The sequence below is a fragment of the Bordetella petrii genome (assembly GCF_000067205.1).
Taxonomy (GTDB): domain Bacteria; phylum Pseudomonadota; class Gammaproteobacteria; order Burkholderiales; family Burkholderiaceae_B; genus Bordetella_A; species Bordetella_A petrii.
In genome coordinates this window covers 4,219,891-4,234,494 of the sequence record NC_010170.1, presented here as the reverse complement: position 1 = coordinate 4,234,494, position 14,604 = coordinate 4,219,891, and the positions used below count along the sequence as shown (strand labels likewise).

Sequence of the window (14,604 nt, the reverse complement as noted above, 5' to 3'; positions counted from 1 at the left end):
GGTGTCGGTTCCTTCAGGCATGGCCCATTGCCCGCGCCAGGGCGCCGGCGATGGCGGCCGCGTCGAACGTGCGGCGGCGCGCCGCCACGTGCTGGTCGGGCCGCAACAGGTAGCAGGTGTCCGGGCGGGCATCGTAGCGCTGCGTCAGGCAGCCCTCGTGGTCGTATACGGTGTCGATGCCCGGCGCGGCTTCCAGCGGCACGCTGCCGTCGCCCACCAGCACGATGCGCAGCGGCACGCTGCTGTCGTGGCGCAGGTTCTGCAGCGCCTGCAGCGTGGCGCCGTCGGGTTGGCTGCCGCCGCAGAATAGCGCCAGCGCGAAGCGGCCGTCCAGGAACGCGAGCCACCAGGCGTCGCTGCCGTCGGCCGCGCGCACCGGCGCATCCAGCGCCACCGCGCCGGGCGCGAGCCGCCCCGCGTAGGTGTCGTCGTCCGGCGTATTGAGCGGCGAATCAGCATACGTGCTGGGTAGCGACAGCCGCCCGCTGTTGACCAGCGCGCGGGCAAAGGGATGCTCGCGCGCGAGGTTCAGTACCGCGTTGCGGAAGTTGCGGCTGACCTCGCTCTTGGGCGTGATGAAGTCGGTAGAGCGCGTGGAGTTCAGCAGGTTTTCGTCAGCCGCCTGTTCGCGCTCAAGGGCATAGGTGTCGATCAGCGATTCGGGCGCCGCGCCGTCCAGCACGGCCTGCAGTTTCCAGGCCAGGTTGTCGGCGTCTTGCACGCCGCTGTTGGCGCCGCGCGCGCCGAAGGGCGACACGCGGTGCGCGGCGTCGCCCGCGAACACCACGCGCCCGTGGCGAAAGGCGTCCATGCGCTCGCACGCGAAGGTATATACGCTGACCCATTCCAGCTCGAACTGGGTATCGGCTCCCAGCAGGGCGCGGATGCGCGGCAGCACGTTGGCCGGTTTTACCGCCTCGACGGGGTCGGCGTTCCAGCCCAGTTGGAAATCGATGCGCCAGACGTTGTCGGGCTGCATGTGCAGCAGCACCGACTGGTTGGGGTGGAAGGGCGGGTCGAACCAGAACCAGCGTTCGGCCGGAAAGTCGGCCGTCATCTTGACGTCGGCGATCAGGAAGCGGTCTTTGAAGACGCGGCCATGGCTTTCCTGGCCCAGCAGCTTGCGCACCGGCGAGCGCGCGCCGTCGCAGGCGATCAGCCATTCGGCCTGCAGCGCATAGGGGCCGTCGGGCGTTTCGACCGACAGCGCCACGCCGTCGGGGCGCTGCGTCACGCCCACGACTTTGCTTTTCCAGCGCAGGTCGATCAGCGGGTGCGCGCAGGCGGCCTCGTGCAGGAAGCCTTCCACATAGTATTGCTGCAGGTTCACGAACGCGGGGCGGCGGTGGCCTGGCTCGGGCAGCAGGTCGAAGCGCCAGACTTCCTGGTCGCGGAAAAACACTTTGCCCACGTGCCACGACACGCCCTTGCCGGCCATGCGCTGGCCCACGCCCAGGCGGTCCCATATTTCGAGGGTGCGCTTGGCGAAGCAGATGGCGCGCGAGCCGGTGGACAGGCGGTAGTCGTCATCCAGCACCACCACGCGCACGCCGCGCTGCGCGAGGTCGAGCGCCGTGGTCAGGCCCACCGGGCCCGCGCCCACGACCACCACGCGGTGCGAGGCGGGCGACGGGCACGACTGGTCGGCGTGTTTCTGATAGGCGAACTCCAGCGCCTGGTAATCGATGTCGGTCACGCAGTGTCTCCTGAGGGCGAGGCGGGCTCGCCACGGCGCGCCGCCGCGCCCTCTGAGGGGCGCTGGCGCGGCCTGTGCAGCTTATGACGGGCGTATTTTTTCTCAGCCTTCCAGCTGTTGCCACATTTCCAGGTCGCGCTTGTCCGTCCAGATGCGCGGGTGGTCGTACCCGGTGGCTTCGTCGTAGGCGCGCGATACGTCGAACGGCATGCAGTGGTCGAAAATGACCCAGTCGCTGTAGCGCGGGCGCATGAAGTCGTACACCTCGCGATAGATGGTCTTGAGGTCTTTGCCGTCGGCCACGCCGCGGTTCACGGCGCTGTACAGGTCGGTCAGGAAGGCGCGGGTGCCGGCCAGGCCCTGGCGCACTTCGGTGGCGTTCTTCAGCGAGGGGCCGCGGCCGGGCACCATTTTCTCGGCGTTGAACGTGGCCAGCGCGTCCAGCGTGGCGGGCCAATCGCGGAAGTAGGCGTCGCCGCAATACGGGGTGGACTGGTATTCGACCAGGTCGCCGGCGAACAGGATTTTCTGTTCGGGCAGCCAGGCGATGGTGTCGCCCTTGGTGTGGCCGCGTCCCACTTGCAGCAGATGGACTTCGAGGTTGCCCAGGTTGACGGTCATGGAGCCCTGGAAGGTCATGGTGGGCCAGACCAGGCCGGGCGGGATCGATTCGGCGTTGCGGAACAGGCGCGGGAAACGGCCGATTTCGCTGGCTTTGTCTTGTTCGCCGCGCTCGGCGATAAGGTCGTAGGTGTCGCGGCTGGCCAGGATTTCCTGGGCGTTGTAGGCCGAGGCGCCGAATACGCGCACGGCGTGGTAGTGCGACAGCAGGATGTATTTGATGGGCTTGTCGGTGACTTCGCGGATGCGGCGGATCACGTCCTGGGCCATGACGGGCGTGGCCTGGGTGTCTACCACCATGACGGCTTCGTCGCCGATGATGACGCCGGTGTTGGGGTCGCCTTCGGCGGTGTAGGCGTAGGCGTTGTCGGACAGTTTGTCGAACGATACGACTTTGTCGGTAAGGTCGGCGTGCGAGGCGAATTGCTTGCTCACGGTGTCTCCTGGTGTGTCATGGGGCCGGCCGCGGCGGGGCGGCGGCGATGAAGGGGAATATAGTCTTTGGTTCGTTGTTATGCAATACGTTTGCTATAAACGAACGAATGGGAGGTGGCTTGGCTAGGTGGGGGCTTGGACGGGGCTGTGATGGTCGTTGTTGGGTCGTTTGCGGGGGGAAGCGTTGCGATTGCCCTGGTTGTTTGCTTGGGCCGTTCCGCGGCGTGTGGCCGGGCGGCAGCGGCGCCCGTGCGCCGGGCTCGGGCGCAAGCACGCGCCCTCGGCCTGCTGCGCAGGCTGCCCCGCCGCCCAACGCGCCGCCGCCGCCCGGCCACACGCCATGGAACTGGGGCGGGGGCATGCCGGGGGCGCTTGTGTGCGGTGGCGTGTTGGGGGGCCTTTGGCTGGTTGCCTTTTAGTTGGCTTCCTTTTAACTGGCTGCCTTTATTCGCTGGTTGCCGTTACTTGGGGGGCTACCGTTTCTGGCAGGAGGGGCAGTAATACGTGGCGCGCTGGCCCTGGACCAGGCGGCGGATGGGGGTGCCGCAGACGCGGCAGGGCAGGCCGGCACGTTCGTAGACGGCGGCGTGGATTTCGAAGTAGCTGCCGGGCTGGCCGCTGGCGCCTACGTAGTCGCGCAGGGTGCTGCCGCCCGAGGCCAGTGCGTCGGCCAGGGTGGCGCGCACCATGTCGGCCAGCCGCGCGCAGCGCGCCCGCGAGATGCGCCGCGCCGGGGTGCGGGGGTCGATGCCGGCGCGGAACAGGCTCTCTGACGCATAGATGTTGCCTACGCCCACTACGGCGTCGCCGGCCAGCAGGGCCTGCTTGACGGCGATGGCGCGGTTGCGGAACTGGCTGTGCAGCCATGCGCCGTCGAAGCGCGGGTCGAAGGGTTCGATGCCCAGCCTGGCCAGCAGCGGGTGGGCGGCAATGGGCCCGGCCGTATCGGGGTGCCACAGCACTGCGCCGAAGCGCCGCGGGTCGTGCAGCCGCAAGGTGGCGTGGTCGAAGATCCAGTCGACGTGGTCGTGCTTGCGCGGCGCTTCGCCGGCCGGCACGCTGCGCAGCGATCCCGACATGCCCAGGTGCACGATCTGCGTGCCGTGTTCGAAGCGCAGCAGCAGGTACTTGCCGCGGCGCGCGCATTCGAGCACGGCGCGGCCGGACAGCAGGCCGGGAAGGTCGGCGGGAATGGGCCAGCGCATGCGCGATTCGCGCACCAGCAGGCGCCGCAGGGTCTTGCCGGTGATGACGGCGTCGATCCCTCGGCGCGTGGTTTCGACTTCGGGGAGTTCCGGCATGAGCCAGTGTAAGATGATCGATTACGTGTACAGATGATTGTGCCATCAACCGGACAGGCCGCGTGAAGTCGTCGCTTAAACAAGTTCATTCCGTCGTTACCGTGCTGGCGTTGGCGCTGGCGGGTTTGCAGCCCTTGCCGGCCCTGGCGGCCGACCGGCTTCCGGGCGATGCCACCGGGCCGCGCCTGGTGCCCCAGTCGCGCACGCCCGAAACACAGGTCATTCGCCTGCGCCCGGGCCAGACGCCGCTGGTCACGCTGACCGCCGATATTTTTTATCGGGTGCTGGCCTCTGAAATCGCTGCTCAGCGCGGCATGTACGGCACGGCCGCGTCCACGCTGGTGAACCTCGCGCGCGAGACCGGCGATCCGCGGCTGGCGCGGCGCGCCCTGGAATTCCAGCTGGCTGGCGGCAACCTGCCCGGCGCGCTGGATGCCGCGCGCGAATGGTCGCGGCTGGCGCCCGCCGACGTCGAAGCCTCGTCTACCGAACTGGCGCTGGCGGCGGCCAATGGGCAAACCGCGGGGCTGTCTACCGCGTTGCGCTCGCGCATCGATGCGTCGGCCGACAAGCCCGCCGCTATTGCCCAGGCGCTGGGCGTGCTGGGCCGCCTGAACGATCGCCGGCTGGCCCTGCGCATTCTCGATGAATCGCTCAGCCCCCCGGTGCGCAAGCTGCCCGAGGCGCACCTGGCGCTGGCCGACGTGGCCCAGGCCGCGGGCGACTACAGCCGCGCCGCCGACGAAGCCCGCGCCGCGCTGGCGGCAGCCCCCGATTCCGAACCCGCGGCCCAACGCGTGCTCGAATATGGCGCGCGGGTCGACCCGCAGCGCGCGGAAATCGAGGCGCGGGTGTTCCTGGCCAAGCATCCCGATGCGCGCAAGCTGCACCTGTCGCTGGCCGGCCAGATGGCCGACCGGGGCGACTACGACAGCGCGCTGGCTGAACTACAGGCCATGTCGCGCCGCTCGCCCGAAGATTTCGACCTGCTGTTCATGCAGGCGCAGCTGGCCTACAAGGCCGGCCGCAAAGACCAGGCGCGCGTGTTGCTGGAACAATATCTCGACGTGCAGAACCAGCGCCAAGAGGCCATCACGCCGGGCGCCTCCGATGCCGGCGCGGCCGAGGCCGACGCGCGCGTGCTGCTGTCGCGCATTGCCGAAGACCAGGGCCGCTACGACGAAGCCATCGCCCAGCTGGGCCAGGTCGACGACCCGTCTCTGCGCTATTCGGCCCAGATGCGCCAGGCCGGGCTGCGCGCCAAGCAGGGCCGCATCGACGAGGCCCTGTCCATGATCGAGGCCGCCCAGCCGCACGACGAAGACGACCAGGTGCAGGGCGTGCTGACCAAGGCGCAGATCCTGCGCGAGGCCGGCCGCGTCGACGACGCGGTGGCCACGCTGGAAGCCGCCAACCAGGCCCAGCCCGACACGGTCGAAATCAAGTACGAGCTGGCCATGCTGTACGAACGCCAGGGCCGCTACGACGAGCTCGAAACGCAGCTGCGCCAGGTCATCGCGCTGGACCCCGACCACGCCCATGCCTACAACGCGCTGGGCTATACGCTGGCCGACCGCAACCAGCGCCTGCCCGAGGCGCTCGACCTCATCACGCAAGCGCTCGAACTGCAGCCCGACGACCCCTTCATTCTGGACAGCATGGGTTGGGTCAAATTTCGCATGGGCGACAAGCCGGCCGCGCTCGACTATCTCTCGCGCGCGTATGCGCAGCGTCCCGAGGCCGACATTGCCGCCCACCTGGCCGAGGTGCTGTGGGCCGAAGGCAAGCGCCAGCAAGCCGAAGAGATGCTGCATGCCGGCTACAAGAAAGATCCCAAGAACGAAACGCTGCTCGACACCGCCAGGCGGCTGGGGGTCAAGCTGTGATGGCAGCGGCGGGTAGCCTGTGCCAGACGGCCTGGCGCGTGCGCGGCTGGCTGGCGGCGGGGCTGTGCGCCTTGCTGGCCGGCTGCGCCAGCGTGCCCGACGCGCCGTCCGGCACCGCCGAAGGCGCTTTTTCGCGCGGCGGCCGCTTCGCCATCACCATGACGGAATCCTCGGGCGAGCAGCAGGCGGTGCAGGGCGGCTTCACATGGCGCGACGACGGCCGGCGCTACCAGCTCGACCTCACCAATCCGCTGGGCTCCACCGAAGCCCGCGTGGAAGGGCGGCCCGGCCACGCCACCCTGACCAAGGCCGACGGCACGGTGCTGCAGGCCGACACCCCCGATGCGCTGGTTGAAGAGGCGTTGGGCAGCCCCGTGCCGGTGTCCGGCTTGCGCGACTGGCTGCGCGGCCGGGTGGCCGACGACGCGCCGGCCGGCAAGCTGCAAAGCGATGCCCAAGGTCGTCCGCTGTCGTTCGAGCAAGACGGCTGGCAGGCGCGCCTGTCGCGCTACGACGACCAGGGCCCCGGCCTGCTGGTGCTGCAGCGTACCGAGCCGGGGCGCCGCATCGTCGTGCGGCTGGCCGTCAGCCAGCCCTGAGCGCTGGCCATGTTGTACGACGTTCCCGCGCCGGCCAAGCTGAACCTGTTCCTGCATGTGGTGGGGCGCCGGCCCGACGGCTACCATCTGCTGCAGACCGTGTTCGGCTTCATCGACTTGTGCGACACCCTGCATTTCGAGGCGCGGGCCGATGGCCGCATCGAGCGCGCCGCCGACCTGCCTGGCGTGCCGCCCGAACACGACCTGACCCTGCGCGCCGCGCGCGCGCTGCAGCAGGCCACCGGCACCCGCCAGGGCGCCGTCATCAGCCTGGAAAAACGCATTCCGCAAGGGGGCGGGCTGGGCGGCGGCTCCAGCGATGCCGCCACTACCCTGATCGCCCTGAACCGCCTGTGGGGCACGGGGCTGTCGCGCAGCGACCTGATGGCCCTGGCGCTGCCCCTGGGCGCCGACGTGCCGGTGTTCGTGTATGGCCAGCCGGCGTTTGCCGAAGGCGTGGGCGAGCAACTGGCCCCGGTGGCGCTGCCGCCGGCCGTGTACCTGGTCGTGCAACCCGACGCCAGCGTGCCCACGGCTGGCATTTTTGCCGACCCCGATTTGACACGTGACACACCTTCAGTCACAATAGCGGACTTTCTTGCTTCGCAAGATTTCGATGTGGCCGGCAGTGCCGGCGGCGGTCGGGATCTTTTTGGCAGAAACGACTTGGAACCGGTGGTCTACCGGCGTTACCCTGAAGTTCTCGGGGCGGCGCAGTGGCTGTCGGGGCGTGGCATACACGCCCGCATGTCGGGGTCTGGCGCGTGTTTGTTCGCCCGGTACGCCACCATGCAGCAAGCCGTTTTGGCGCAGCAGGAAATTACCGCTACAATGCGCGTCGCCGGTGAAACTGCCGGCCACACGCAGCCAGGGTTCCGGTTAGTGCGGGCATGTCCCGGGTTGGCCGAGCATCCGTTGCGGAACTGGATCGCAAGATAGTTGGGGAGTCGCCAAGCTGGTTAAGGCACCGGATTTTGATTCCGGCATGCGAAGGTTCGAATCCTTCCTCCCCAGCCACCAAATATCAATAAAAAAGCTGTTGAACGCGCCTGTCAGACACTGGCCACGGTTCAGCAGCTTTTTTTATTTGCCGGTTTTCCGGCTGCAGCACACGTTCGCGTCATAAACGACCATCGCAGCTTCCATCATGGCAAACGACAGCTTCATGATCTTCACGGGTACGGCCAACACGCGGCTGGCCGTGGATGTAGTCAACCACCTCGACATGTCCCTGGGCAAAATGACGGTGGGCCGCTTCTCCGATGGCGAAGTCATGGTCGAGATCAACGAGAACGTGCGCGGCAAAGACGTTTTCGTACTGCAGCCCACCTGTGCGCCCACCAACGACAACCTGATGGAAATCATGGTCATGGTCGACGCCTTGCGCCGCGCGTCGGCGGGCCGCATCACCGCCGCCATTCCGTACTTCGGTTATGCCCGCCAGGACCGCCGCCCGCGTTCGGCGCGCGTGGCCATCTCGGCCAAGGTCGTGGCCAACATGCTGCAAGTGGCCGGAGTCGACCGCGTGCTCACCATGGACCTGCACGCCGACCAGATCCAGGGCTTTTTCGATATTCCGGTCGACAACATCTACGCCGGCCCCATTTTGCTGGGCGACATCTGGCGCCGCAATTTCTCGAACCTGGTGGTCGTGTCGCCCGACATCGGCGGCGTGGTTCGCGCCCGCGCGCTGGCCAAGCAGCTCGAGGCCGACCTGGCCATCATCGACAAGCGCCGCCCGCGCGCCAATGTGTCCGAAGTCATGAACATCATCGGCGAAGTCGATGGCCGCACCTGCATCATCATGGACGACATGGTCGACACCGCCGGCACGCTGTGCAAGGCGGCGCAGGCCCTGAAAGACCGCGGCGCCGGCGCCGTCTACGCCTATTGCACGCACCCCGTGCTGTCGGGCGGCGCCATCGACCGCATCGAAGCGTCGGAACTCGACGAGCTCGTCGTCACCGACACCATTCCGCTGTCCGAGCAAGGCCAGGCCAGCGGTAAAATCCGCCAGCTGTCGTGCGCGGCACTGCTGGGCGAGACCATTCTGCGTATTTCCAACGCCGAATCGGTCAGCTCGCTGTTCGTCGATTAACCCGGCGCCAGCACCGAAACCCGAATTTGCCTGCCTGCTGGTCGCGGCAGACGGGCGAACAACACGGCGCGCATGTCGCGCGCCGTGCCACTTAACCGGCAGCTTCGCCGCTGCCAGATTGTCTGGAGTCATCCATGAAATTCAATGCCACTGCGCGTAGCGTCCAGGGTTCGAGTGCGAGCCGCCGCCTGCGCCGCGCGGGCCGCGTTCCCGCCATCGTTTATGGCGGGTCGGCTGCCCCCCTGAACATCGAACTCGACCACAACGAGATCTACCACGCCCTGCGCAAGGAAGAATTCCACGCCTCGATCCTGCAAATGCAGCTCGACGGCAAGGAAGAAGCCGTGCTGCTGCGTTCGGTTCAATGGCACGCCTACAAGCCGCAAGTTCTGCACGTCGACTTCCAGCGCGTCGACGCCAACCAGGCCCTGCACACCAAGGTGCCCCTGCACTTCATCAACGGCGAAAACTCGCCCGCGGTCAAGCTCAGCAGCGCCATCATCAGCCACGTGGTTACCGAACTGGAAATCACCTGCCTGCCGGCCGCGCTGCCCCAGTACATCGAAGTCGACCTGGGCAACCTGCTGGGCGGCGGCTCGGTCCACCTGTCTGACGTCAAGCTGCCCAAGGGTGTCACCTATGTGGCCCACGGCAGCGATGCCAACCCGGTGCTGGCCTCGGCGCTGGTCAAGGGCGGCGGCGCTGCCGCTGCCGACGAAGGCGGCGACGCCGCGGCCGCGGAAACCCCGGCTGCCTAAGCCCCCTGGCCCCCAGCAACCCTAGGGGCCGGGCCGAAACCCTGCGCGTGCGGCTTGCATGCGCAGGGTTTTTTGTGTTTTATACATGCCCATCATGTCTACCGCCATCCGCCTGATCGCGGGCCTGGGCAACCCCGGGCCCGATTACGAAACCACCCGCCACAACGCCGGCTTCTGGCTGGCCGACCATCTGGCCGACGACCTGCGCGCCACCTTCGCGCTGGAAAAAAGCTTCTTCGGCATGGTGGCCAAGGCGCGCCACGCGGGCGAGAACGTGCTGCTGGTCAAGCCGATCACGTACATGAACCGCTCGGGGCAGGCTGTGGGGGCGCTGGCGCGCTTCTACAAACTGGCGCCCGAACAGGTGCTGGTGCTGCATGACGAACTGGACCTGCTGCCGGGCCAGGTCAAGCTCAAGCAGGGCGGCGGGCATGCCGGCCACAATGGCCTGAAAGACATCCAGGCTGCCCTGGGCAGCCCCAATTTCTGGCGGCTGCGCATCGGCATCGGCCACCCCCGCACACTGGGCCTGGCCCAGCAGGTGGCCGATTTCGTGCTGCATCCGCCCCGGCGCGACGAACAAACCGCAATCGACGACGTTATCCACCGCTGCCGCGCCGTGGTGCCGGCCATGCTGGACGGCGACTTCGCGCTTGCCACACGCCAGCTGCACAGCGGCAACGGGGCCTGAGCCACATGCCTGCGGCCCCAGCAACCTTGCCCGCCAGGCTGCGGTTCCGCGACGAGCTGGCCGATTTCCTGCGCTTCCTGTTCGCCCCGGATGTGCGGCGCCTGCCTGGCCGGCGCACGCCCAGCGGGCTGCGTAACGACTGGCTGCCTGACGTGCCGCTGCGCCGGTTACTGGCCTGGGCAGCCGTTCTGTGGGGCCTGAATTTCTTCGCGCTGGGGCCCATCGCCGTCACGGCGGCGGGCGCGGGCGGCGCCGTGCATCGCATCGACCCATCCGCCATTCCCTGGTTGAACGCGGTGCTGTGGGCGCCGCTGATCGAGGAAATGCTGTTTCGCTACGGCCTGCGCCGCCCCAGGCAGGCGCTGTGGGTATGCCCGGCCATCCTGCCGCCGCTGCTGTGGGGCGTGCACGGCTGGACGCTGGCGTGGGCGGCCGCGGTCGTGCTGCTGGCCTGCCTGCCGCTGCGGCGCGCCAAGGTGGCGCGGGCGCGCTGGCAAATGGGCTGGCGCCGCCGTTACCTGATGCGCTTTGGCATGGTCTACCACCTGTCGTCGGTCGCGTTCGCGGTGGTGCACCTGAACAATTTCGTGCTGGTCGACACAGCCTACTGGATGCTGCCCCTGCTGGTGCTGCCGCAATGGGCCACCGGCCTGGTGCTGGGCTGGATCCGCGTGCGGCGCGGCATCGGCGCGTCCGTGGCGCTGCATAGCATCTTCAATGCCGGACCGATGCTGTTGATTGTGGTGGTGCTGGGAATAGGGTAGTGGCATCACGCCCTCTCCCACACACACGCCCTCAATCCGGCAAGGGGCTCACCTTGTAGGCGCAACGGCGCGCTTGCCGCAGCAGGTGCTCGGTTCGCTCCACCTTCGCCTGCAGCACCTGTTCAAACACCATCAGTTCCGCCCGACAGAACCCCTGGCACGCCGTGGCAGCGGCGCAGATCGGGCAATGGTTCTCTATGAACAGAAAGGCGCCGTCTTCCAGTTCTTCGTACTCGGCCATATAGCCTTCCCGCGAGCGCAACCGGGCCAGGCGTGCCACGCGTTCTTTCAAGTCTGGCGCGCCGCTCATCTCGCGCAAATACCCCTCACGGCTTTTCTGTTCGCGCATGTCGATCAGGCGTTCGATGGCCTGCTCGCCAAAAGCCTGGCGCACCGTGTCGATCAGTTGGACCGTCAGGTCCGCGTGCGCGTCGGGAAAGCGTCCATGGCCGGCGGCCGTCAGTTTCCAGAACTGGCTGGGACGGCCCACACCACGCGCTTCCGAGTAGGCCTCGGCCAGGCCTGACGCGGCCAGCTTGGTGAACTGCTGGCGCGCGGCTTCGGCTGTCATGCCCAGCATTGCGCCCGCGTCGGCCGCCTGTAGGGGGCCGCGCGTCTTCAGCAGGTACAGCAGCCGGTCGGCGGTCGACGATCCTGTGCTCATCGAATTTTCCAAGTGTTGTGTTGACAAATACGGGACGTGCTTACTAATATTCAAAGTAAATTCTTGTTTTATTAATGTAGTGCATCCCGCCAATCCTGGCAACGATGCGTATCGCCCCTCTGTTCGGAAATTCTCATGTCTACGCAACAAGAAGGAAGCTGGCGGGATCTGTTCTCCGGCAAGAACCTGGGATGTTCCATCGCGTTGTCGGGCGGGGTGGCACTGCATGCCATCAACATCTACGTCGCCACGACGGTGCTGCCGTCCGTGGTCCAGGACATCGGCGGTCTCGATCTCTACGCCTGGAACACCACCCTGTTCGTGGTGGCCTCCATCCTGGGGTCGGCGCTGACGGCCAGGCTGCTGGCAATGGCGGGCTCGCGCGGCGCGTATGCCACCGCCGGTGTGCTTTTTATCGCGGGCAGCCTGGTGTGTGCGCTGGCGCCAGCCATGCCGGTGATGTTGCTGGGCCGCACCCTGCAGGGGCTGGGCGGCGGCTTTCTGTTCGCGTTGTGCTACGCAATGATCTATGCCGTATTCGATGAGCGGCTATGGCCCCGGGCAATGGCCCTGATCTCCGGCATGTGGGGGGTGGCGACCCTGCTGGGCCCCGCAGTGGGCGGAGTGTTTGCGCAAATGGATGCATGGCGGGCGGCGTTCGGCTCGCTGGCGCCGCTGACGCTGCTGTACGCACTGCTCGTGTGGCTGGTGTTGCCTGCCCGCACGCGCGGCCAGGCCGGCCAATCCACCAGGCTGCCCGTCACGCAATTGCTGTTGCTGACGGTGGCGGTGCTGGCGGTCAGCGCGGGCAGCATCTCACCCGATCCCAGGTGGAACCTGGGTGGCCTTGGGCTGGCCGTCATCCTGGTGTGGCTGCTGGTGCGCAAGGATTTCACCAGCGACACGCGGCTTTTGCCCAAGAATGCCCTGCGCCTGACTTCGCCCTTGCTGCCGCTGTATCTCACCATAGGCTTGCTGGTAATGGGCATGACCAGCGAGACCTTCGTGCCGTACTTCCTGCAAACCCTGCATGCCCGCACGCCGCTACTGTCGGGCTACATGGCCGCGCTGATGGCGGCGGGCTGGACGGTGTCTGAAATCTGGAGTTCGGGGTGGACGGGAGCCGCCCTGCGCCGGGCCATCGTCAGCGGCCCGGCGCTGGTGCTGGCCGGCATGGTCATCCTGGCATTCACCATGCCCCTGCATGCGCAAGGCGACGGCCTCGTGCTGGCGTGCGCCAGCCTGGGGCTCGCGCTGGTGGGCTTCGGCATCGGACTGGGCTGGCCGCACCTGCTGACCCGTATTCTGCAAGTCGCGCCCGCCGGTGACCAGGATGCCGCCGCGACATCGATCACCACGGTGCAGTTATTTGCCACGGCCCTGGGGTCGGCGCTGGCCGGCATGCTGGCCAACCTGGGCGGCTTGAGCGAACCGGGCGGCGTCGCAGGCACCTCGGGCGCGGCATGGTGGCTGTTTTCCGTATTGGCGCTCGCGCCGTTGCTGGCGATCTTCAGCGCCGCGCGCGTCGCTACCGCCATCAGGCAGGGCGCGGCCCTGCGCAGCGGCCCGCCGGGAGACGAGGCGACGACGTTGTCGTCGCCACAAGTTGCGAAGTGGTAAATCCTTGACCAGCATCCCCGCCGCTTGCCAGAGCATCCCTCGGGTAAAATCCCCGCTTTCATGGACAAAACGTGGACAAAATCGCCGCGGCGCCGGTAGGCCCGGCGGGCGGTTCCACGGCCTGACAGACAGCCGCCGGTTAGCGCCGGCGCAGGTCGGGCGCTTCCACCACGCCCACGTTGGGTTCGATGGTGCCTAGATAAATCAAGGACTTACATGGCTCTGCAATGCGGCATCGTCGGCCTGCCCAACGTGGGCAAATCGACGCTTTTCAACGCCCTGACCCGCGCGGGCATCGCGGCGGAAAACTACCCCTTCTGCACCATCGAGCCCAACGTGGGCGTGGTGGAAGTGCCCGATCCGCGCCTGCAGAAGCTGGCCGAGATTGTCGGGCCCGAGCGCATCCTGCCGGCCACGGTAGAGTTCGTCGACATCGCCGGCCTGGTGGCTGGCGCCAGCCAGGGCGAAGGCCTGGGCAACCAGTTCCTGTCGCACATCCGCGAGACCGACGCCATCGTCAACGTGGTGCGCTGCTTCGAAGACCCCAACGTCATCCACGTGGCGGGCAAGGTCGATCCGATTGCCGACATCGAAGTCATCGAGACCGAACTGGCGCTGGCCGACCTGCAGACGGCCGAGAAGGCCCTGCACCGCCATTCCAAGACCGCGCGCTCGGGCGACAAGGAAGCGCAGCGCCTGGTGGCCGCGCTGGAAAAATGCATTGCCGCGCTCAACCAGGCCAAGCCGGTGCGCTCGGTCGACCTTAGCGACGAAGAAGCCGCGCTGATCAAGCAGCTGTGCTTCATTACCGCCAAGCCCGCCATGTACGTGGGCAACGTCAGCGACGATGGTTTCACCAACAACCCGCTGCTGGAGCGCCTGACCGAGTTCGCCGCCGCGCGGAACGCGCCGGTGGTGGCCATTTGCGCGGCCATCGAATCCGAAATCGTCGACCTGCCCGACGAAGACCGCCAGGCCTTCCTGGCCGACATGGGCATGGACGAGCCGGGCCTGAACCGCCTGATCCGCGCCGCCTTCAAGCTGCTGGGCCTGCAAACCTACTTCACCGCGGGCGTGAAAGAAGTGCGCGCCTGGACCATCCCCATCGGCGCCACCGCGCCGCAAGCCGCCGGCGTCATCCACACCGACTTCGAACGCGGCTTCATCCGCGCGCAGACGATTTCCTTCGACGACTTCATCGCCTGCAAAGGCGAACAGGGCGCGAAAGAAGCGGGCAAGATGCGTGCGGAAGGGAAAGAGTATGTGGTGCAGGATGGGGACGTGATGAACTTCTTGTTTAACGTCTGACGGTTTTCGCTGGATCTCGCCAGGTGTCTGACTCCCGCAGGGTGTCAGACACCGAGGTATGGAGCGTCTGCACACATCGGTGTCAGGCCCATTGTTGGGGTACTCGTGTTCAACCGTGGGGGGTACATCTCCCCTCAGTGGAGTCCAACGATGCCCGAGAATC

At 67.1% G+C, this 14,604-nt stretch carries 12 protein-coding genes, 1 tRNA gene and 1 pseudogene; 10 read left to right on the top strand and 4 right to left on the bottom strand.

Annotated features, from left to right (window positions below):
* Window positions 1-13: 13 nt before the first annotated feature.
* From BPET_RS20350 to mutM, 3 genes are all read right to left on the bottom strand, one after another.
* Window positions 14-1,696 carry an FAD-dependent oxidoreductase gene (locus BPET_RS20350; protein ID WP_012250897.1) on the bottom strand — a complete coding sequence of 561 codons (1,683 nt, stop codon included), beginning with the start codon at window positions 1,694-1,696 and terminating at the stop codon, window positions 14-16.
* 102 nt (window positions 1,697-1,798) lie between these two features.
* On the bottom strand, window positions 1,799-2,752 hold the full coding sequence (locus tag BPET_RS20345; protein WP_012250896.1) for an MBL fold metallo-hydrolase: 954 nt from the start codon (window positions 2,750-2,752) through the stop codon (window positions 1,799-1,801).
* Between the two features lie 473 nt (window positions 2,753-3,225).
* A complete protein-coding gene (gene mutM / locus BPET_RS20340) occupies window positions 3,226-4,053 on the bottom strand; it encodes a bifunctional DNA-formamidopyrimidine glycosylase/DNA-(apurinic or apyrimidinic site) lyase (RefSeq protein WP_012250895.1) in 828 nt (275 codons plus the stop codon).
* On the opposite strand from mutM, the pseudogene BPET_RS20335 reads away from it, so the two are divergent.
* From BPET_RS20335 to BPET_RS20300, 8 genes and pseudogenes are all read left to right on the top strand, one after another.
* Window positions 4,052-5,939, top strand: a pseudogene (locus BPET_RS20335) (tetratricopeptide repeat protein). The gene mutM and the pseudogene BPET_RS20335 overlap by 2 nt on opposite strands.
* The gene (lolB, locus tag BPET_RS20330; RefSeq protein WP_012250893.1) at window positions 5,939-6,538 is read left to right on the top strand and encodes a lipoprotein insertase outer membrane protein LolB; all 600 of its coding nucleotides are present in this window, start codon (window positions 5,939-5,941) and stop codon (window positions 6,536-6,538) included. The pseudogene BPET_RS20335 and the gene lolB overlap by 1 nt, the downstream one beginning before the upstream one ends.
* Before the next feature lie 9 nt (window positions 6,539-6,547).
* A complete protein-coding gene (gene ispE / locus BPET_RS20325) occupies window positions 6,548-7,477 on the top strand; it encodes a 4-(cytidine 5'-diphospho)-2-C-methyl-D-erythritol kinase (protein WP_012250892.1) in 930 nt (309 codons plus the stop codon).
* A gap of 1 nt (window position 7,478) precedes the next feature.
* Window positions 7,479-7,555: transfer RNA gene (locus tag BPET_RS20320), tRNA-Gln, on the top strand.
* A 130-nt stretch (window positions 7,556-7,685) separates the two neighbouring features.
* Window positions 7,686-8,636, top strand: coding sequence for a ribose-phosphate pyrophosphokinase (locus BPET_RS20315; protein WP_006227587.1), 951 nt, complete (start codon window positions 7,686-7,688; stop codon window positions 8,634-8,636).
* A gap of 134 nt (window positions 8,637-8,770) precedes the next feature.
* The gene (locus BPET_RS20310; RefSeq protein WP_012250891.1) at window positions 8,771-9,394 is read left to right on the top strand and encodes a 50S ribosomal protein L25/general stress protein Ctc; all 624 of its coding nucleotides are present in this window, start codon (window positions 8,771-8,773) and stop codon (window positions 9,392-9,394) included.
* Window positions 9,395-9,488: 94 nt separating this feature from the next.
* The gene (gene pth, locus BPET_RS20305; RefSeq protein WP_041864279.1) at window positions 9,489-10,085 is read left to right on the top strand and encodes an aminoacyl-tRNA hydrolase; all 597 of its coding nucleotides are present in this window, start codon (window positions 9,489-9,491) and stop codon (window positions 10,083-10,085) included.
* Window positions 10,082-10,849 (top strand): CPBP family glutamic-type intramembrane protease, encoded by a 768-nt coding sequence (locus BPET_RS20300; RefSeq protein ID WP_407921191.1) that lies wholly within the window; start codon window positions 10,082-10,084, stop codon window positions 10,847-10,849. The genes pth and BPET_RS20300 overlap by 4 nt, the downstream gene beginning before the upstream one ends.
* A 31-nt stretch (window positions 10,850-10,880) precedes the next feature.
* Here the strand turns inward: BPET_RS20300 and BPET_RS20295 are convergent, their stop codons facing one another.
* Window positions 10,881-11,513 (bottom strand): helix-turn-helix transcriptional regulator, encoded by a 633-nt coding sequence (locus BPET_RS20295; RefSeq protein ID WP_012250888.1) that lies wholly within the window; start codon window positions 11,511-11,513, stop codon window positions 10,881-10,883.
* 135 nt (window positions 11,514-11,648) lie between these two features.
* On the opposite strand from BPET_RS20295, the gene BPET_RS20290 reads away from it, so the two are divergent.
* Window positions 11,649-13,133 (top strand): MFS transporter, encoded by a 1,485-nt coding sequence (locus BPET_RS20290; protein ID WP_012250887.1) that lies wholly within the window; start codon window positions 11,649-11,651, stop codon window positions 13,131-13,133.
* Window positions 13,134-13,349: 216 nt separating this feature from the next.
* Window positions 13,350-14,441, top strand: coding sequence for a redox-regulated ATPase YchF (gene ychF, locus BPET_RS20285; protein ID WP_012250886.1), 1,092 nt, complete (start codon window positions 13,350-13,352; stop codon window positions 14,439-14,441).
* Window positions 14,442-14,604 lie beyond the last annotated feature (163 nt).

Excerpts from the sequence above, each read along its gene's own strand:
- mutM (WP_012250895.1), bottom strand. The coding sequence starts at position 4,053 with ATGCCGGAACTCCCCGAAGTCGAAACCACGCGCCGAGGGATCGACGCC.
- lolB (WP_012250893.1), top strand. The coding sequence starts at position 5,939 with ATGGCAGCGGCGGGTAGCCTGTGCCAGACGGCCTGGCGCGTGCGCGGC.
- ispE (WP_012250892.1), top strand. The coding sequence starts at position 6,548 with ATGTTGTACGACGTTCCCGCGCCGGCCAAGCTGAACCTGTTCCTGCAT.
- BPET_RS20315 (WP_006227587.1), top strand. The coding sequence starts at position 7,686 with ATGGCAAACGACAGCTTCATGATCTTCACGGGTACGGCCAACACGCGG.
- BPET_RS20310 (WP_012250891.1), top strand. The coding sequence starts at position 8,771 with ATGAAATTCAATGCCACTGCGCGTAGCGTCCAGGGTTCGAGTGCGAGC.
- pth (WP_041864279.1), top strand. The coding sequence starts at position 9,489 with ATGTCTACCGCCATCCGCCTGATCGCGGGCCTGGGCAACCCCGGGCCC.
- BPET_RS20295 (WP_012250888.1), bottom strand. The coding sequence starts at position 11,513 with ATGAGCACAGGATCGTCGACCGCCGACCGGCTGCTGTACCTGCTGAAG.
- BPET_RS20290 (WP_012250887.1), top strand. The coding sequence starts at position 11,649 with ATGTCTACGCAACAAGAAGGAAGCTGGCGGGATCTGTTCTCCGGCAAG.
- ychF (WP_012250886.1), top strand. The coding sequence starts at position 13,350 with ATGGCTCTGCAATGCGGCATCGTCGGCCTGCCCAACGTGGGCAAATCG.